Origin of the sequence: Pseudomonas sp. KCJK9000, from assembly GCF_046230725.1 — a bacterium.
Taxonomy (GTDB): Bacteria; Pseudomonadota; Gammaproteobacteria; order Pseudomonadales; family Pseudomonadaceae; genus Aquipseudomonas; species Aquipseudomonas promysalinigenes.
Genome location: NZ_JBJJLN010000039.1, coordinates 1 through 17,958 on the forward strand (window position 1 = coordinate 1; position 17,958 = coordinate 17,958).

Consider the following 17,958-nt stretch of genomic DNA (forward strand, 5'->3'; position numbering starts at 1 on the left):
CGTATTGGCCGGGAAACCCGCGCCACACAGATTGCGCAGGCTTGCAGATAAGCCACAACCTGTGGGAGCGACTTAAGCCACTAATCGGCCGTCGACAGTTGCTCCCACCCGTTGAGCTATCGCTTCGAGCGTGCCGTCAAGCGATGCTGGCCAGCAGCTTTTCCCATTCCTTGTTCTCTTTCTTGGACACACCACCGAGCAGGTCGAGGGCCTGACGCAAGCGGTAGCGGGTCAGATCAGGGCCGAGGATTTCCATGGCATCGAGCACCGACACCGAGCTTGCCTGGCCGGTAATGGCCGCGAACATCAGCGGCATGGCGTCGCGCAGCTTCAGTTCCAGCGCCTGGACCACGGCCTGGATGCAATCGGTGATACGCTCTTTCTCCCACTGCCGCAGGCTCTCGAGCTTCCACAGGATCAACTGCATCACCTGGCGCACTTGGTCAGCGGACAGCTTCTTGCTTTCGAACAGCTTGGCATCGAGCTTGAGGCCGCCTTCGAAGAAGAAAACACCCAGCGGCGCGATCTGGCTGAAGGTTTCGACACGACCCTGCACATGGGGGGCGATCTTCATCATGTAATCGCTGTTGAACGCCCACTTTTGCACGCGTGCGGCAAACTCCTGCACTGGCAGCTCGCGCAGCCATTGGCCGTTTAGCCAGGACAGCTTCTCGATGTCGAAGATCGGCCCCCCCAGAGAGATGCGCGACAAGTCGAAATGCTCGACCATTTCAGCCAAGGAAAACTTCTCACGCTCGTCGGGCATCGACCAGCCCATGCGGCCGAGGTAATTGAGCATTGCCTCGGGCATGAAACCCATGCGCTCGTAGAAAGTCACCGAGGTCGGGTTCTTGCGCTTGGACAACTTGGACTTGTCGGGGTTACGCAGCAGTGGCATGTAGCAGAGCTTGGGTTGCTCCCAACCAAAGTACTCGTAAAGCTTGATCAGCTTCGGTGCCGACGGCAGCCACTCTTCGCCGCGCAGCACATGGGTGATACCCATCAGGTGGTCATCGACCACGTTGGCCAAGAAGTAGGTCGGCAGGCCGTCGTTCTTCATCAGCACCTGCATGTCCATGCGGTCCCATGGAATCTCGACATCGCCACGCAGCATATCCGGGACTACGCAGATACCTTCGCTCGGTACCTTCATACGGATCACGTGGGGCTCGCCTGCGGCAAGACGGCGCTGGACTTCCTCGTCGCTGAGCAACAGCGCACGGCCGTCATAGCGCGGGGTTTCACCACGGGCCATCTGCTCGGCGCGCATCTGTTCCAGCTCTTGGGCCGTACAGAAGCAGTAGAAGGCATGGCCGGCATCGACCAATTCCTTGGCGTATTTGGCGTAGATCTCGCCACGCTCGCTCTGCCGGTATGGGCCGTGCGGGCCACCGACATCCGGGCCTTCGTTCCATTCGATGCCAAGCCAGCGCAAGGCATCGAAGATCTGCTGCTCCGACTCGCGTGTGGAGCGTAGCTGGTCGGTGTCTTCGATACGCAGGATGAACTCACCGCCATGCTGCTTGGCGAAGCAGTAGTTGAACAGGGCGATGTAGGCGGTGCCGACATGGGGGTCGCCCGTGGGCGATGGCGCGATACGCGTGCGAACGGTGGTCATGGAGGGTCTCGAACGAAAGATGAAACAAAGGCGGGATGTTAGCAGGGAGCAGGCACTGGGCTCCAGCAATGGCGCGAACGCCACTTGTCTAATGGCTATCTGCCGCTGTTAAATTTACTTACATTTCTGGAACGATAGTCCTCATGCCTGCCCAACTCAAACGCCGCCTGGCGATCTTTTTCGCCCTGGTAGCCCTCATCGCCTTGGCCTTCCTGGCAGAGTGGTATCTACGCGGCCGCTTCTACGAAAGCACTGACAATGCCTATGTTCAGGGCGAAATCACCCGCATTTCCAGCCAGCTCGGTGCACGCATCGACGGGGTACTGGTCGACGACAATCAGCATGTCAACAAGGGCGACCTGCTGGTGCGCCTGGAGGCGGCCGACTTCGAACTGGCCGTGGCACGTGCCCGAGCAGCCTTAGCCACACGCGAGGCCGAATACGCCCAGGCGCAAAGCCGGTTGACCCAACAGAGCAGCTTGATTGCCGCCGGGCAGGCTCAAGTGGCAGCCAATCAGGCCACGCTCGAGCGCTCGCGGCTGGACCTGGGCCGCGCCGAGAAACTGCGCAAGCCTGGGTTCATCTCCGAAGAACGGGTGACTACCCTGTCGGCCGAGAATCATGTGGCCGGCGCCCAAGTGGATAAGGCCCGCGCTGACCTGCAGAGCCAACGCCAGCAGATCAACGCTCTGAGTGCCGACCTCAAACGCCTTGATGCGCAGATCGCCAATGCCCGAGCCGACGTGGCCCAGGCAGAGCTGAACCTTGCCCGTTGCGAGATACGCGCACCTTTGAGCGGCACCATCGGCCAGCGTAACGCCCGCAGCGGCCAGGTGGTGCAGGCAGGCGCCTACCTGCTGTCGATCGTGCCCGATGAAAATATCTGGGTGCAGGCCAACTTCAAGGAGACTCAGATTGGCAAGATGCACCCCGGGCAGCGTGCCACCCTGTTGTTCGACAGTTATCCCGACACCCCGATCGAAGGCCGCGTCGATAGCCTGTTCGCGGCGTCCGGCGCACAGTTCAGCCTGTTGCCGCCTGATAACGCCACCGGCAACTTCACCAAAGTGGTACAGCGCATTCCGGTGAAATTGACCTTCGCCGCCGACAACCCCCTGCACGGGCGCATTCGCCCGGGTATGTCGGTGACTGCCACCGTCGATTTGCGCCACGAGGATGATGGCCGCGATGGCCGGTGATCAACTGCAGCGCCCCACTGCCGAGCCAACACGGCGCGACTGGATAGCGGTGATGAGCGTGATGCTCGGTGCGTTCATGGCCGTGCTGGACATCCAGATCACCAACTCCTCGCTCAAGGACATCCAGGGAGCGTTGTCGGCCACGTTGGAAGAAGGCTCGTGGATTTCCACCTCGTATCTGGTAGCGGAGATCATCATGATTCCGCTGACCGCATGGCTGGTGCAGTTGCTGTCGGCGCGACGTTTGGCGGTCTGGGTGTCAGGTGGCTTCCTGTTGTCCTCATTGCTGTGCTCGATGGCCTGGAACCTGGAGAGCATGATCCTGTTCCGCGCCCTGCAGGGCTTCACAGGTGGTGCCTTGATTCCGCTGGCCTTCACGCTGACCCTGATCAAGTTGCCCGAACATCACCGCGCCAAAGGCATGGCCATGTTCGCCATGACGGCGACGTTCGCCCCTTCGATTGGCCCCACCTTGGGAGGGTGGCTAACTGAAAACTGGGGCTGGGAATATATTTTCTACATCAACATCCCACCCGGGCTGGTGATGATCGCCGGCTTGCTCTACGGCCTTGAGAAAAAGCCGGCGCATTGGGAACTGCTCAAAAGCACCGACTATGCCGGCATCGTCACGCTGGGCCTTGGCCTGGGCTGCCTGCAAGTCTTTCTCGAGGAGGGTCACCGCAAGGATTGGCTGGAGTCGAATCTGATCGTCGGCCTTGGCGCCGTAGCTTTGGTCAGCTTGATCACGTTCGTAATCGTGCAGTTTTCCAAGGCACAACCGCTTATCAACCTGCGCATTCTGGGCAATCGTAACTTCGGGCTGTCGAGCATCGCCAGCCTGGGCATGGGCGTGGGCCTGTATGGCTCGATTTATCTGCTGCCGCTATACCTGGCACAAATCCAAGGCTATAACGCGCTACAGATCGGCGAAGTGATCATGTGGATGGGCATTCCGCAGTTATTTCTGATCCCGCTGGTGCCGCAGCTGATGAAGATCGTGCCACCCAAGCTGCTGTGCGCGCTGGGCTTCTGCTTGTTCGGGGTGGCCAGCTTCGGTTCGGGGGTGCTGAACCCAGACTTCGCCGGACCTCAGTTCAACCACATCCAGATCATCCGCGCCCTCGGCCAACCGATGATCATGGTGACCATTTCGCTGATTGCCACGGCCTACATCCAGCAGCAAGATGCTGGCTCGGCGTCGAGCCTATTCAATATTCTGCGAAATCTAGGCGGTGCGATCGGCATCGCTTTGTTGGCCACCCTGCTGGATGCCAGAACCAAAGTGTACTTCGACTATTTGCGCGAATCGGTGGTACCGAGCAACCCGCAAGTGGCGGAGCGCCTTGCCCAATTGGCAGAGCGGCTGGGCAGTGACAGTGCGGCGCTTGGCAAGCTCAGCGAGATCACCCATCAGCAGGCGCTGATCATGGCCTATAACGACGCGTTTCACCTTGTGGGAATAGGTTTGGCGGTGAGCATGGTCGCCGTGTTGCTGACCCGCAAGCTGCCCCAGGGGCTAAAAGCGGGTGAGGCTCACTAGGCCCTGTATGACAGGCCTCGCTGCTGGGGTGAAGCTGCATTGAAAGCCTGCGTTCGATGCTGATTTAAAAACCGCAAACGCCGCTTTCTTCGGCTGTTAGTGCCCTAGCCCGACCTGCAATTCACACAGTGAGGGTTCAAGTTGCGCATACCACCCTGTTCGCGCACGACCCAGCAACTGCAGGTTGCGCACCTCTGTGGGGCGGCTCAACCCGCGAAAAGCTGGGTGATGATCAACTGGTGATCAGGCGCTCGCGCAGCTTGGTAATCTCGTCGCGTAACTGCGCGGCAGCCTCGAACTCCAGGTCGCGTGCAAACTGCATCATCTTCTCTTCCAGTTGTTTGATGCGTTTGGTGATTTCGCCTGGTGTGCGCAGCTCGGCCTCGTAGCGGGCGCTCTCCTCGGCTGCCTTTGCCATGCCCTTGCGCTTCTTGCTGCGCGCACCGGGCACGGTGGCACCCTCCATGATATCGGCGATGTCCTTGACCACACCCTTTGGCACGATGCCATTGGCCTGGTTGAAGGCAATTTGTTTCTCGCGACGCCGCTCGGTTTCGTCGATGGCACGCTGCATGGAGCCAGTGATGCTGTCGGCGTATAGAATCGCCCGGCCATTGAGGTTGCGCGCAGCACGGCCGATCGTCTGAATCAGCGAACGCTCGGAACGCAGGAAACCTTCCTTGTCGGCATCGAGGATCGCCACCAGCGACACCTCGGGCATATCCAGGCCCTCGCGCAGCAGGTTGATACCCACGAGCACATCGAAGGTGCCCAAACGCAGATCCCGGATGATCTCGACCCGCTCGACGGTATCGATGTCGGAGTGCAGGTAACGCACCCTGACATCATGGTCGGCCAGGTAATCGGTAAGGTCTTCGGCCATGCGCTTGGTAAGCGTGGTTGCCAGAACCCGATCGCCCTCAGCCACACGCTTGCGGATCTCCGACAGCAGGTCGTCGACCTGGGTGAGCGCCGGGCGCACCTCCACTTGCGGGTCGACCAGACCGGTCGGGCGCACCACCTGCTCGACCACCCGGCCGGCATGTTCGGCTTCGTACGGGCCCGGGGTGGCCGAAACGAAAATAGTCTGTGGACTGACAGCCTCCCACTCGTCGAAACGCATCGGCCGGTTGTCAAGCGCTGACGGCAGCCGGAAGCCGTATTCGACCAGGGTTTCCTTGCGCGAGCGGTCGCCTTTGTACATGGCGCCGACCTGGGGCACGCTGACGTGGGACTCGTCGATCACCAGCAGCGCATCGGCCGGCAGATAGTCGTACAGGGTGGGCGGCGGCGCCCCGGCCGGGCGGCCGGACAGGTAGCGCGAGTAGTTTTCGATACCGTTGCAATAGCCAAGCTCGAGGATCATTTCCAGATCGAAGCGGGTACGCTGCTCCAGGCGCTGAGCCTCGACCAGCTTGTTGGCCTTGTGCAGGTACTCAAGACGATCCGCCAGCTCTTCTTTGATGCCCTCCACCGCCTGCAGCAAGGTTTCTCGTGGCGTCACGTAGTGGCTCTTGGGGTAGAAGGTGAAGCGTGGCAGCTTGCGAAACACCTCGCCGGTCAGCGGATCGAAGGCTGCGATGTTATCCACTTCATCATCGAACAGCTCGATGCGGATAGCCTCAAGGTCCGATTCAGCCGGGAAGATGTCGATGACGTCGCCGCGCACCCGGAAAGTGGCACGGGCAAAGTCCATTTCGTTGCGGGTGTACTGCAGGTCGGCCAGACGGCGCAGCAAGGCGCGCTGGTCGAGTTTGTCGCCGCGGTCCACGTGCAGCACCATCTTCAGGTACGTCTCGGGGCTGCCCAGGCCGTAAATACATGACACCGTAGTGACGATGATCGCATCGCGGCGCTCCAGCAACGCCTTGGTAGCCGACAGACGCATCTGCTCGATGTGGTCGTTGATCGAGGCATCCTTCTCGATGAAGGTATCCGACGACGGCACATAGGCTTCTGGCTGGTAATAATCGTAGTAGGAGACGAAGTATTCGACGGCGTTGTTGGGGAAGAACGCCTTGAACTCGCCATACAACTGCGCCGCCAGCGTCTTGTTTGGCGCCAGTACCAGGGTCGGCCGCTGTACCTGCGCAATGACGTTGGCGATGCTGAAGGTCTTGCCCGAACCAGTCACCCCAAGCAGCGTCTGGTGTGAGAGGCCGGCCTCGATGCCTTCGACCATCTGACGGATGGCCTCGGGCTGGTCGCCTGCCGGCTGGAAACGGGTGACGAGCTGAAACTCGGACATGACGGACCTCGCGGCAACGCAGTAACTGTAAATTTAGCCAGTAGTCTATACCCAAAAACGCCCGAAGTGGGCCGGATTCAAGGCCAGGCTGTCAGCGCACATTACGGTTGACCGGGCAATTGGACCAACGGTCGAAAAATATTTGCGCAAATCGCCGGAAAACCTGCGCCAGGCTGTCGCAGTGACCGGTCGGTATCACTATACTGACTCCCCGTTTGTGCACCGCTTCAGTGCATTCGGCTGGAGCGTGTACGCCCTATCACTCTCCAATCAGAGCCGAAGTAACAATGAGCCTGTTTTCCGCTGTCGAGCTGGCACCCCGCGACCCTATTCTGGGCCTCAACGAAGCTTTCAACGCCGACCCACGTACCGACAAGGTCAACCTGGGCGTAGGCGTTTATTGCAATGAGGAAGGCCGCATTCCGCTGCTGCGCGCCGTGATCGAAGCCGAAACTCAGCGTGCCGCCCAGCACGCCTCGCGCGGCTACCTGCCTATCGATGGGATCGCCACCTACGACCAGGCTGTGCAGAAGCTGCTGTTCGGTGCCGGGTCGCCGTTGCTGGCCGCTGGTCGTGTGGTCACCGTGCAAGCCGTTGGCGGCACTGGCGCCCTGAAGATCGGTGCCGACTTCCTCAAGCGCATCTCGCCGAACGCGGTGGTGGCCATCAGCGACCCGAGCTGGGAAAACCACCGTGCGCTGTTCGAAAGCGCAGGTTTCCCGGTGCAGAACTATCGGTACTACGATGCGCCGAGCAACGACGTCAACCGTGCCGGCATGCTCGAAGACCTCAATGCATTGCCGTCCGGCTCGATCGTGGTGCTGCACGCCTGCTGCCACAACCCAACCGGCGTCGACCTGAGCCTGGAAGACTGGAAGAACGTGCTGGAAGTGGTCAAGGCCAAAGGTCACGTGCCGTTCCTCGACATGGCCTACCAGGGGTTCGGTGACGGCATCGCCGAAGACGCCTTCGCCGTGCGCCTGTTCGCCGAATCGGGCATGGAGTTCTTCGTCTCCAGTTCGTTCTCCAAGTCGTTCTCGCTGTATGGCGAACGCGTCGGGGCGCTGTCGATCGTCACTGCCTCCAAGGACGAAAGCACCCGCGTGCTGTCGCAGGTCAAGCGCGTGATCCGCACCACCTACTCCAACCCGCCGACCCACGGCGCCACGATCGTCGCGACAGTGCTCAACAGCGCCGAACTGCGCCAGATGTGGGAGACCGAACTGGGCGAAATGCGTGAGCGTATTCACGGTATGCGCAAGCAGATGGTGGCGCTGCTGGCCGAATACGGCGCCAACCGCGACTTCAGCTTCGTTGGCCGCCAGGTGGGTATGTTCTCCTACTCGGGCCTGACCGTTGAGCAGGTTGCGCGACTGAAGAACGACTTCGGCATCTACGCACTGGATACCGGCCGTATCGCCGTCGCCGCGCTGAACCAGAGCAACATCCATGTGGTCACCAAGGCCATCGTTCAAGTGCTGTAACTGATTGATTTGTCAGGAGGAGGCTTGACTTCCTCCTGGCAGACGGTAAGATACGCGCACATTCCGCGATAGCTCAGTCGGTAGAGCAAATGACTGTTAATCATTGGGTCCCTGGTTCGAGTCCAGGTCGCGGAGCCAAACACTGAAAAAGCCCCCGATTGCGCAAGCATCGGGGGCTTTTTCGTTGCCTGGCTAAACGGCTATTGTGCCGATGAGATCCAGCGCCGGCACGTTGTGGCAAAAATTTCTCAGCAAGGGCGCCCGATTGGGTAGAACTCGCCGTTGCTCCAAACCCCGAGCCACTCCTGGTCGTCGATCATGCGCGGCACGGCCAGATCGACCATCTGGTAAAACACATTGCGATGAATCAGCGCCTCCAGATTCGTGCGCATCAAGATATAAGGCGCCGGCTCTTGAGTGACCGGATCGGTTTCGACCCGCAGCGGGTTTTGCGGCCCAGCGTCGACCTGATCCTCAACATTGCTGGTAAAGCGCAGCACCTGCGCCTGGCCACTGCCCAGCACTTGCAGCGCTACCGCCACGAACGGCGCGTCGTCCACCCGGATACCGACCTTCTCTACCGGCGTCACCAGGAAATAATCATCGCCGTCGCGGCGCATGATTGTAGAAAACAGGCGAACCATCGCCTTGCGCCCGATCGGTGTACCCAGGTAGAACCAGGTGCCGTCCCGGGCGATCCGCATGTCGATGTTGCCGCAGAAATCCGGGTGCCACAGATGCACCGGCGGCAGGCCTTTATGCTTGGGGATCTGCGCCAGTAGGTCGTTGGCCTTGCCGGAATCGCTCATACGCTGCCCTTACTCGCTCATGCCCAGAAGGCTACGAGCGTACTCGCGCATGGGCCTTGCGAGCAAATCCTGAGGCGATTGGTCATGGAACGTCAACAAACCGCCACGGCTCTTGATCCGCGCGGTGTCGATCAGGTAACGCGTATTGGTTTCGATAAGCATCATCTGAACTACCCCAGTGTCCCAACCGAGGCGGTCGACAGCCTGCTCGTCGTACCATTCGTCGCCATTGCCAATACGGTCATCGCTGCGGGCGAAGCGGGTATAGAGCACATAATCGGCGCCGAACGACCGGGCTTGGGCGATCGCTTCCTCAAGCCCCAGCGGCCCTTGGGCGCGACGCACCAGCGGGAAATACTCGACAAATCCTTTGAAGGCCTCCTCGGCTACCACATTTTGCTTTGGCACCGGGCCTTTACCGGGCGGCATGAACGCGCCTTGGCCGATGAATATGAACGAGTCAGGCTGCAGGCGAATCGACAGCGTTCGGCGGGTATCGCTATGGTCCAGCAAACCGGCATCGCTCATATGGTAACGGACGCCCTCGCCCATATCGCTGACATTCATGCAGCCGCCCAGCGCCATCAGCGCCAGCAGCAAAACCAGGCTACGCATCTTTCCTCCAGTGGCCGGTGACGAAAAACCGGCGAATAGCCGGCGGATGCAGCTTTTGCGCCAGCTTCAGCCGCCTATCACCTTCATCACCATCACGTCACCGGAAAACGCCAGCTCCTGCTTGTCTGCCAGGGCCTTCACCAACAACCGTTGCAGCGCGGGCAGTGCCAGATGGCGGGGTTTTTCCAGCAGGTCGGCGACATAGTGGCGGTTGCTCGAAGACAGGCAGCCGTGTAACCAGCCAGTGGAGGATAGCCGCAGGCGCGAGCAGGTACGGCAGAACGGCACGCTTTCATTGGCGATGACGCCGAAATGGCCGTGCCCGGGGATCTGATAGCGCAGTGCGGTAGCATCGACCGCAGCATCGACTTGCTCAAAGCCGTACCGGCTACCGATCACATCGAGCAAAGCTTCGAGCCCAACGAACTGTTGCACGAAGGCCTTGTTATCCCGAGCCAGATGCCCCATACGCATCAGCTCGATGAAGCGCAGCTCAAAGCCTCGGGCCATGCAGTACTCGAGCATGGGTAATACCTGCTCAAGATTCTGACCACGCATTGGCACCATGTTGACCTTGATTCGCATGCCTGCGGCGCTGGCTTGGTCCATGCCCGCCAACACACTGCCCAGATCCCCGCCGCGAGCAATGCGGCGGAACGCCATGGGGTCCAGGGTATCAAGGGACACATTCAGGCGCCGAATGCCGGCTGCCTGTAACTGGGGCAGCTTGCGTGCCAGCAATTGCCCGTTGGTGGTAAGGGCAATGTCGTCGAGCCCGAGCTTGGCCACCGCCGTGAGAAACTCATCCAACCGCGGACTGACCAAGGGTTCGCCGCCGGTAATGCGCAAACGCTCGATGCCAGCCGCCTCAACCAGGTAGGCGACACCCCGGGCCAGAGCTTGGGCGGACAATTCATCCTGAGCCGCGACCAGACGCTTGCCATCCGGCACACAATAGCCGCAAGCGTAGTTGCAGGCAGCCGTCAGGCTGACGCGCAGATTGCGAAAACGCCTGCCTTGACGATCGACGATCATGGGTAACTCCAGCATGGATGAATCGGGCCGGCAAAACTTGACTCAAGAATCAGGTTTTTGCAAGCCCCATTTCATGCCAGACTCACCCGCTCATGCACCGCTTGATCAGTGACTAGGTTCCGGATCACGTTTGCGCTTGTTGCCCATGCGCACGCCGATGTCCATGAGGAACTGGAAGAAGCCCTCCTGATCCTCAAGCACATTGCTCCAGAACGGCGAGTGATACAGCGCCACAGCACCGTGCACCAATGCCCAGGCAGCGCAGTAGTGAAAGTACGGCGGTACGTCTTCGAGCTTGCCTTCGCTGATGCGGCCCTTTATCAGTTGAGTCAGGCGGTCGAAGTTGGACGCACGGATGCTGTGCAGCTGCTCGACCATTTCCGGCACCTGATTACCCTTGACCACCTTTTCTTCGAGGCGATCGAACAGCCGATAACGCTGTGGGTCGCGCATACGGAACTCGAAATAGGCGCGCGACAGTGCTTCTTTGTCGCGGTCGACATCGGCCGAATGCAGCAGTGCATTCAGGTCACGCTCGTAATCGAGCATCAACCGCAGGTAAATCTCGGCCTTGGACTTGAAATGCTTGTAGATCGTGCCTTTGCCGATACCTACAGCATCGGCGATCATCTCGACGGTGACGCTGTCTTCACCCTGTTCGAGGAACAGCTTCAGGGCTGTGTCGAGGATTTCCTGTTCGCGGCGGCGAAATTCACGGACCTTACGAGGTTCTTTCTGCATAGGAAGGACTGGATGACATTGAAGCGGTTTATTATGCCTAACTTGCAGCAAATTGCACGGATCATCCACGCATGTCTATGTTTCATGATGAGATCGGGCTGGCTAGCGAGGCAACTGCTCAGGCAAGCGACCATGATCAGCAGCCCACACCCGCTGCGCTCAGGACCGCCGCCCCCACGTCAGAATGCCCGTGCCATGCGTTCAGAGAGGAAGGAACGGCGCGCGTATTCCAAATCTGTTTAAAAAACGTACAGAAAGCACTGGCACGGCGGAAATCATGGCCAATACTTAAAGTGTTGGCGCGGCGCATCCCCCCAAGTGGCGCGCCGATAAAGGTGCTCAGGGACCGCGTACCTTTGTTTTACTCCTAATGGTCTTAACCCGGATTCCCCCCCCAGAACCCGGGTTTTTTTTGCCCAGGCAGCGGGGAAAGGGTCACCGTACTCGAGCTTGGGGGAACAGGCGCTTGAAGTTGTTCGTCGTTTGTTCAGCCAACTGCTCGTAGCTGACGCCGCGCAACGATGCTACATACTCGGCCACTTCGCGCACATACTGGGGCAAGTTCGGCTTGCCGCGATGCGGGATGGGTGCCAGGTAGGGCGAGTCGGTTTCGACCAGCAGGCGATCGACCGGTACCTGCCGAGCCACCTCACGCAGGGCCTCGGCATTGCGGAAGGTGACGATTCCCGATAGCGAAATGTAGTAACCCAGCTCCAGCGCTGCCTTGGCCATCTGCCAGTCTTCGGTGAAGCAGTGCAACACACCTGCCTGGGGCAAGTTGGCTTCACGCAGTAAGGCCAAAGTATCGGCCTGCGCAGCACGGGTATGCACGATTACCGGCTTGCCAGTCTGGCGCGAGGCCTCCAGATGCAGTCGGAACGACGCCTGCTGCAACTCGGCGGCTTCGGGTTCGTAGTGATAGTCAAGGCCCGTCTCACCGATCGCTACCACGTGCGGATGGGCAAGCTCGCCCAGCAGCCATTGCAGCGCTGGAGTTTCCCCGGGCGCGAGGTCCAGCGGATGCACGCCCACGGAGCAATCGACATCGGGGTACTGTTCACTCAGCGCCTTCACCGCACCGGCGTTTTCAGCACTGACACCGATGCACAGAAAATGCCCTACCCCACGCTCCCGCGCTGCCTGCAATGCAGCGTCGAGGGAGCCCTGGTGGGCGCTCAGGTCAAGACGGTCGAGATGGCAATGGGAATCTACGAGCATGGCAAACGGCACACATGAGAGAATGGAAAATCAACGAGAACCCGGCAGTTGCACCCAGTGGGCCAGTAGCGCCTCTAGCAGCAATACGCGATTGAGGTTGGCTTTGCCCAGCACCTTCTGTCGCTGCTCTAGGACCCAGGCCTGGGTTTGCAGCACTTTATCTTGGCGGGCCTTCTGCGCCAGGTACTGCACGACCTTGCGCATATCGGCCAAGCCCAGGCCCTCTTCATCCTGGGTCAACTGGTAGCGCAGAATCAACTGCGACCATTCAAAGAACCAGTCGAACAATAGCAACAACGGTACACTGCCCCAGGCCTCGGCCAATTGGCTCGGCGACTGCTGCTGCTTGAGCAGCTTTTTGACACCATCGGTCACCAGAGCACGCTGCTCCCGAATACCTTGAGCCTGCAGGGTCGCAGCCCTTAGTGGCGACCCTGCAGCCAGGGTCAGCAGTTCCTGACGCTCGGATTCATCACAATCGGGTAGCGCCGAGGCCAGCCATGCCTGGCTATGCTCAACGCTCGGCTGGGGGCACGCCACTTGCTGGCAGCGGCTTTTGATGGTCGGCAGCAGGCGACTGGGCTGGTGACTGACCAAAAGCAGCACAGTATCGCCAGACGGCTCCTCAAGGCTTTTGAGCAAGGCATTGGAGGCATTGACGTTCATTGCCTCGACCGGCTCGATCAAGACCACTTTACGCCCGCCCAGTTGCGCGGTCTGCACGACGAACGACACCAGTTCGCGTACCTGGTCCACTTTGATCGGCTTTTCAGCCTCTTCAGGTTCCAGTACGAAGTTGTCCGGATGGCTACCAGCCTTGAGCAGCAGGCAAGACTTGCACTGGCCGCAGGCATCCAGCCCATGTGGCTGCTGGCACAGCAACCGCGCCATCAGCCGCTCGGCCAGCGCACGCTTACCAATACCCTGCGGCCCGTGTAGCAGGTAGGCATGGGCATGGCGTTCACGGCCGGCCAGTTGCTGCCAAAGCGCCTGCTGCCAGGGATAGGCCTCAGCCACGGCAGCGCTCCACGATAGCGGGCAGCAGCACATCGATGGCGCGCTGTACCGCTTCAAGCGGCTGCGCCGCATCGAGCAGGGTATAGCGTCGCGGCTCGGCCTGGGCGCGCTGCAAATAGGCCTGGCGCACGGCCTCGAAGAACGCTTGCCCCTCCTGCTCGAAACGATCCAGGCGACCACGCGCAGCGGCACGGGCCAGGCCGACTTCAACTGGCAGATCGAAGACCAGGGTCAGGTCCGGGCGCAGATCACCCTGCACGAAGCGCTCAAGCTCAGCGATACGCGCCACGGACAACCCACGGCCACCACCTTGGTAGGCATAGGTAGCGTCGGTAAATCGATCGCACAAGACAACGGCACCACGGGCCAAGGCCGGGCGAATCACCTGGGCCAGGTGCTGGGCACGGGCAGCGAACACCAGCAGCAGTTCTGTATCTGCCGCCATCAGCTCATCACTGGGCGCCAACAGCAGCTCACGGACCTTCTCGGCCAGCGGGGTGCCGCCAGGCTCGCGCGTCAGGACCACGTCCAGGCCCTGCTCCCCCAGGCGCGCGGCCAGGTAATCACGGTTGGTGCTCTTGCCCGCGCCTTCGGGGCCTTCCAAAGTAATAAACAAGCCGCTCACAGGCAGTCCTTAGTGTTGGTCGTCGGGCGTTGGCGCATCTGCCGGTGCAGCTTCGCCGGAGGCACCCTGCTCTGCAGGTTCGGCAGTGCCAGCAGGCGCACTTTGCGGTGCCGGGCTGGAGCGGTAATCCGCGCGACGTTTGAGCTGGAACTCGCGCACAGCAGAGTTGTGATCGTCCAGGTCATCGGAAAAAACATGGCTGCCGTCGCCACGAGCAACAAAATACAAGCTGGTGCCATCGGCTGGGTTGAGCGCGGCATGAATTGCCTCACGCCCGACCATGGCAATGGGTGTAGGCGGCAACCCGATCATGGTGTAGGTGTTGTAGGGTGTCGGTTCACGCAGGTCGGCGCGGGTGATCTTGCCGTTGTAACGCTCACCCATGCCGTAGATGACCGTCGGGTCGGTCTGCAGCATCATGCCCAGGCGCAGGCGGCGTACGAACACCCCGGCAATTTGCCCACGCTCCTGGGGGATGCCGGTTTCCTTTTCCACCAGCGAGGCCATGATCAGTGCCTGATAGGGGTCGCGGTAGGGCAAGTCCGTCGTACGCTCTGCCCACTCCTTGGCCAGCACTTCGTCCAGGCGCATATAGGCCTGCTGCAGCAGTTCCACATCGCTCATGCCGCGCACGAAGCGGTAGGTGTCAGGGAAGAAACGGCCTTCTGGGAAAACACCCGTGTGGCCGAGCTTATCCATCACCTCGGCATCGGACAATCCATCGAGCGTGTGTTTGATCTTTTCATGCCTGGCCACTGCGGCGCGCACCTGGCGGAAAGTCCAACCTTCGACCAGTGTCAGGTTGTACTGCACCACATCGCCACGGCGCCAGGCATCGAACAGCTGTGCCACGGTCATACCCGGCGTGAGCCGGTACTCACCGGTATGCAGCGGTGTACCCGCCATATTGAAGCGCCAGTAAAGGCGCAGCCACACAGCATCGTCCAACAGGCCCTCGGCCTGCATGCGATAGAACATGCGATTGGGGTTGGTGCCATTGGGCACATCGAGCAGGCGCTCTTGCGCCACATGCAGGGGCTGCTCCAGAACAGAGTTGACCTTCCACGCCGACCAGCCTAGGACGAGGCCGGCTAGGATCAAGCCCATTTCCAGCAGCAGCAGGAATTTGCGTCTCACGAATTCAGGTATCCAGTAACGTACGAGCAACGGCCTGCAGTTTACGGGTGAGCGGCCCCGGCGACCAGTTGAGCGCGCCAACTGCACGCACCGGCCAGACGCCGTAGACACTATTGCAGACGAACACTTCATCAGCCTGCTGCAGTTCTTCGAAAGCGATGTCACGAACCTGGGTTGGCATGCCCAAGCGCGGCGCATGCTCCAGCAGGGCACCACGCATCACACCGGCAACACCGCAACGGCTGAGATCGGCCGTTACCAGCACGCCAGCACTTACCATGAACAGGTTGCTGTACACCCCTTCGACCACCCTGCCCTGCCCATCCCGCATCAAGCCTTCGGCATGTTCGCCGTCCTGCCATTCGGCACGGGCCAGCACTTGCTCCAGGCGATTGAGATGTTTGAGCCCAGCCAGCAACGGTTGTTCCCCAAGCCGGGTTTGGCAGGCGAACAACCTAACGCCATGCTCGGCGTGCTCGGCAGGATAGCTGGGCAGTGGCGCGCCCTGCAGAATACGCCGCGGCGCAACACCGGCAGCGGGCGCATACCCGCGCTGGCTGTCACCGCGGGTGAGAATCAGCTTGGCAACACCGTCACCCAGCTGGCAAGCGAAGCGTTGAATTTCGTCACCTACCAGCGCCAGGTCAGCATCGATTGCCAGGCGCTTGCACCCCAGGGCCAAGCGGGCCAGATGCCCGTCCAGCAGGCTGGCACGCCCACCACGCACGGCGATGGTCTCGAACAGCCCATCACCGTAGGCCAGGCCGCGGTTCTGCAGATTGATTGCAGTAGCGTCCTGGCCGTCGACCCAGCAGTGCATCAGTCAGCGAACCGGCGGAATACCAGCGAACCGTTGGTGCCACCAAAACCGAACGAGTTGGACAACACTACATCGATTGGCATGCTGCGCGCCTGATGTGGCACGAAGTCGAGGTCGCAGCCTTCATCCGGCTCATCGAGATTGATGGTCGGCGGCGCCATCTGGCTGTTGATCGCCAGCACGCTGAAGATCGCCTCCACCGCACCGGCGGCGCCAAGCAGGTGCCCGGTCATCGATTTGGTCGAGCTGACAGCCAGCTTGTAGGCATGATCACCGAACACACGCTTGATCGCCGCTACTTCGGCGATGTCACCGGCTGGCGTCGAAGTACCGTGGGCATTGATGTAGCTGACCGCCTCAGGCGCGATACCAGCATCACGCAAGGCATTGGCCATGCAACGGGCTGCGCCCTCACCGCTGTCGGGTGGCGAGGTCATATGGTAAGCGTCGCCGCTCATGCCAAAACCAACCAACTCGGCATAGATGGTCGCACCGCGTGCCTTGGCGTGCTCGAGCTCCTCGAGTACCAGGGCACCGGCACCGTCAGACAGCACGAAGCCGTCACGGCCCTTGTCCCAGGGACGACTGGCACGGGCTGGTTCATCGTTGCGGGTCGACAGCGCACGGGATGCGCCGAAGCCGCCCATGCCCAAACCACAGGCGGCCATTTCGGCGCCACCGGCGATCATCACATCAGCTTCGCCGTAGGCGATGTTGCGCGCAGCCATGCCGATGCAGTGGGTGCCAGTGGTACACGCCGTGGCGATGGCGTAGTTCGGCCCCTGCAGCCCCAGATGGATCGATAGGAAGCCGGAGATCATGTTAATGATCGAGCCCGGCACGAAGAACGGAGAAATACGGCGCGGGCCCTGCTCGTGCAGGGTACGGCTGGTTTCTTCGATGTTGGTCAGGCCGCCGATACCCGAGCCCATGGCCACGCCAATGCGCTCACGGTTGGCATCGGTGACCTCAAGGCCGGCGTTGCGCACCGCCTGAAAACCGGCTGCCAGGCCGTACTGGATGAACAGGTCGAGTTTGCGGGCTTCTTTTGCCGACAGGTACTGCTCAACCTCGAAGCCTTTCACCGAGCCGCCAAAACGGGTGGAGTAGGCAGACAGGTCCGTGTGCTCGATCGGACCAATGCCACTGCGGCCAGCCAGAATGCCCTGCCAGGTGCTCGGTACATCGGTACCCAGTGGCGACAGCATACCCATACCGGTGACCACGACGCGTCTACGCGACACAGTACTCTCCTTTTCTAATCACAGAGTTTCTTGCCATTGCATTCAAGCAATGGAATGAAATGGCAACAAGCTCTCGCAGCGAGCGAAATGACGCCATGGGCTTGCAAAGAAAAAACCGCACGCCAGCAAAGGCAGTGCGGTTCTTCTCGACAAGAAGCGTCGACTACAACGTCTTAAGCCTGGTGGTTCTTGACGTAGTCGATTGCAGCTTGAACGGTAGTGATCTTCTCGGCTTCTTCGTCAGGGATTTCGGTCTCGAATTCCTCTTCCAGAGCCATCACCAGCTCAACGGTGTCAAGCGAATCGGCACCCAGGTCATCGACGAAGGACTTCTCAGCAGTCACTTCCTCTTCCTTGACGCCCAGTTGCTCGGCGACGATTTTCTTGACGCGTTCTTCGATGGTGCTCATACCTAGTTTTCACTCCTAATGGACATATGTCAGGCAGCTGGCCGGTGACCAAGTTTATAGAAAGACGTTCGCTTTTCAAGCGGAACGATCCTTCGCTTGAGCAACCTCACCGGCTGCCTGGAATCTGGTTGCAGCTTTATAACGGATTTTAGGCTCGCAGTATGACTCTTTTTTGAAGCAATCCGTCACATCGCATTG

16 protein-coding genes and 1 tRNA gene are annotated in these 17,958 nt (G+C 60.3%); 4 read left to right on the forward strand and 13 right to left on the reverse strand.

Annotation, left to right across the window (positions count from 1 at the left end; translation table 11 throughout):
- Positions 1-136 precede the first annotated feature (136 nt).
- The gene (gene gltX, locus ACK59H_RS16595; protein ID WP_409264642.1) at positions 137-1,618 is read right to left on the reverse strand and encodes a glutamate--tRNA ligase; all 1,482 of its coding nucleotides are present in this window, start codon (positions 1,616-1,618) and stop codon (positions 137-139) included.
- A gap of 143 nt (positions 1,619-1,761) precedes the next feature.
- Here gltX and ACK59H_RS16600 point away from each other — a divergent pair, with 143 nt between their 5' ends.
- Together ACK59H_RS16600 and ACK59H_RS16605 are read left to right on the forward strand one after the other, a co-directional pair.
- Positions 1,762-2,817, forward strand: a complete 1,056-nt coding sequence (locus ACK59H_RS16600; RefSeq protein ID WP_060478238.1) for an HlyD family secretion protein — start codon at positions 1,762-1,764, stop codon at positions 2,815-2,817.
- Positions 2,818-2,866: 49 nt separating this feature from the next.
- On the forward strand, positions 2,867-4,357 hold the full coding sequence (locus tag ACK59H_RS16605) for an MDR family MFS transporter (protein WP_196375135.1): 1,491 nt from the start codon (positions 2,867-2,869) through the stop codon (positions 4,355-4,357).
- 232 nt (positions 4,358-4,589) lie between these two features.
- Here ACK59H_RS16605 and uvrB read toward each other — a convergent pair whose 3' ends face one another.
- Positions 4,590-6,605 carry an excinuclease ABC subunit UvrB gene (gene uvrB, locus ACK59H_RS16610; protein ID WP_060478237.1) on the reverse strand — a complete coding sequence of 672 codons (2,016 nt, stop codon included), beginning with the start codon at positions 6,603-6,605 and terminating at the stop codon, positions 4,590-4,592.
- Positions 6,606-6,892: 287 nt separating this feature from the next.
- Here uvrB and ACK59H_RS16615 point away from each other — a divergent pair, with 287 nt between their 5' ends.
- Both ACK59H_RS16615 and ACK59H_RS16620 read left to right on the forward strand, forming a co-directional pair.
- On the forward strand, positions 6,893-8,089 hold the full coding sequence (locus tag ACK59H_RS16615; RefSeq protein WP_409264643.1) for an amino acid aminotransferase: 1,197 nt from the start codon (positions 6,893-6,895) through the stop codon (positions 8,087-8,089).
- 62 nt (positions 8,090-8,151) lie between these two features.
- Positions 8,152-8,227, forward strand: a tRNA-Asn gene (locus tag ACK59H_RS16620).
- 110 nt (positions 8,228-8,337) lie between these two features.
- Here ACK59H_RS16620 and ACK59H_RS16625 read toward each other — a convergent pair.
- The 11 genes from ACK59H_RS16625 to acpP all read right to left on the reverse strand — a co-directional run bounded on the left by ACK59H_RS16625 (position 8,338) and on the right by acpP (position 17,760).
- Positions 8,338-8,898: a DUF1285 domain-containing protein gene (locus ACK59H_RS16625; RefSeq protein WP_060478235.1), complete on the reverse strand. Its 561-nt coding sequence runs from the start codon at positions 8,896-8,898 to the stop codon at positions 8,338-8,340.
- Positions 8,899-8,907: 9 nt separating this feature from the next.
- Positions 8,908-9,513: a DUF4823 domain-containing protein gene (locus ACK59H_RS16630; RefSeq protein WP_060478234.1), complete on the reverse strand. Its 606-nt coding sequence runs from the start codon at positions 9,511-9,513 to the stop codon at positions 8,908-8,910.
- A 66-nt stretch (positions 9,514-9,579) separates the two neighbouring features.
- Positions 9,580-10,548 carry a GTP 3',8-cyclase MoaA gene (locus ACK59H_RS16635; protein WP_060478233.1) on the reverse strand — a complete coding sequence of 323 codons (969 nt, stop codon included), beginning with the start codon at positions 10,546-10,548 and terminating at the stop codon, positions 9,580-9,582.
- A gap of 105 nt (positions 10,549-10,653) precedes the next feature.
- Positions 10,654-11,289: a TetR/AcrR family transcriptional regulator gene (locus ACK59H_RS16640; RefSeq protein ID WP_060478232.1), complete on the reverse strand. Its 636-nt coding sequence runs from the start codon at positions 11,287-11,289 to the stop codon at positions 10,654-10,656.
- A 435-nt stretch (positions 11,290-11,724) separates the two neighbouring features.
- The gene (locus ACK59H_RS16645) at positions 11,725-12,507 is read right to left on the reverse strand and encodes a TatD family hydrolase (protein ID WP_060478231.1); all 783 of its coding nucleotides are present in this window, start codon (positions 12,505-12,507) and stop codon (positions 11,725-11,727) included.
- Positions 12,508-12,537: 30 nt separating this feature from the next.
- Positions 12,538-13,524, reverse strand: coding sequence for a DNA polymerase III subunit delta' (locus ACK59H_RS16650; RefSeq protein ID WP_060478230.1), 987 nt, complete (start codon positions 13,522-13,524; stop codon positions 12,538-12,540).
- Positions 13,517-14,149 (reverse strand): dTMP kinase, encoded by a 633-nt coding sequence (tmk, locus tag ACK59H_RS16655; RefSeq protein ID WP_060478229.1) that lies wholly within the window; start codon positions 14,147-14,149, stop codon positions 13,517-13,519. The genes ACK59H_RS16650 and tmk overlap by 8 nt, the downstream gene beginning before the upstream one ends.
- 9 nt (positions 14,150-14,158) lie before the next feature.
- Positions 14,159-15,286, reverse strand: coding sequence for an endolytic transglycosylase MltG (gene mltG / locus ACK59H_RS16660; RefSeq protein ID WP_060478228.1), 1,128 nt, complete (start codon positions 15,284-15,286; stop codon positions 14,159-14,161).
- 4 nt (positions 15,287-15,290) lie between these two features.
- Positions 15,291-16,106, reverse strand: coding sequence for an aminodeoxychorismate lyase (gene pabC, locus ACK59H_RS16665; RefSeq protein ID WP_060478227.1), 816 nt, complete (start codon positions 16,104-16,106; stop codon positions 15,291-15,293).
- Entirely contained in the window at positions 16,106-17,350 is a 1,245-nt protein-coding gene (fabF, locus tag ACK59H_RS16670; protein WP_060478226.1) for a beta-ketoacyl-ACP synthase II, read from the reverse strand. The genes pabC and fabF overlap by 1 nt, the downstream gene beginning before the upstream one ends.
- Before the next feature lie 173 nt (positions 17,351-17,523).
- A complete protein-coding gene (acpP, locus tag ACK59H_RS16675; RefSeq protein WP_009685065.1) occupies positions 17,524-17,760 on the reverse strand; it encodes an acyl carrier protein in 237 nt (78 codons plus the stop codon).
- Positions 17,761-17,958: the final 198 nt, after the last annotated feature.

Coding starts and splice junctions, on each gene's coding strand:
- gltX (WP_409264642.1), bottom strand. CDS start 1,618: ATGACCACCGTTCGCACGCGTATCGCGCCATCGCCCACGGGCGACCCC.
- ACK59H_RS16600 (WP_060478238.1), top strand. CDS start 1,762: ATGCCTGCCCAACTCAAACGCCGCCTGGCGATCTTTTTCGCCCTGGTA.
- uvrB (WP_060478237.1), bottom strand. CDS start 6,605: ATGTCCGAGTTTCAGCTCGTCACCCGTTTCCAGCCGGCAGGCGACCAG.
- ACK59H_RS16615 (WP_409264643.1), top strand. CDS start 6,893: ATGAGCCTGTTTTCCGCTGTCGAGCTGGCACCCCGCGACCCTATTCTG.
- ACK59H_RS16625 (WP_060478235.1), bottom strand. CDS start 8,898: ATGAGCGATTCCGGCAAGGCCAACGACCTACTGGCGCAGATCCCCAAG.
- ACK59H_RS16630 (WP_060478234.1), bottom strand. CDS start 9,513: ATGCGTAGCCTGGTTTTGCTGCTGGCGCTGATGGCGCTGGGCGGCTGC.
- ACK59H_RS16635 (WP_060478233.1), bottom strand. CDS start 10,548: ATGATCGTCGATCGTCAAGGCAGGCGTTTTCGCAATCTGCGCGTCAGC.
- ACK59H_RS16640 (WP_060478232.1), bottom strand. CDS start 11,289: ATGCAGAAAGAACCTCGTAAGGTCCGTGAATTTCGCCGCCGCGAACAG.
- ACK59H_RS16645 (WP_060478231.1), bottom strand. CDS start 12,507: ATGCTCGTAGATTCCCATTGCCATCTCGACCGTCTTGACCTGAGCGCC.
- pabC (WP_060478227.1), bottom strand. CDS start 16,106: ATGCACTGCTGGGTCGACGGCCAGGACGCTACTGCAATCAATCTGCAG.
- acpP (WP_009685065.1), bottom strand. CDS start 17,760: ATGAGCACCATCGAAGAACGCGTCAAGAAAATCGTCGCCGAGCAACTG.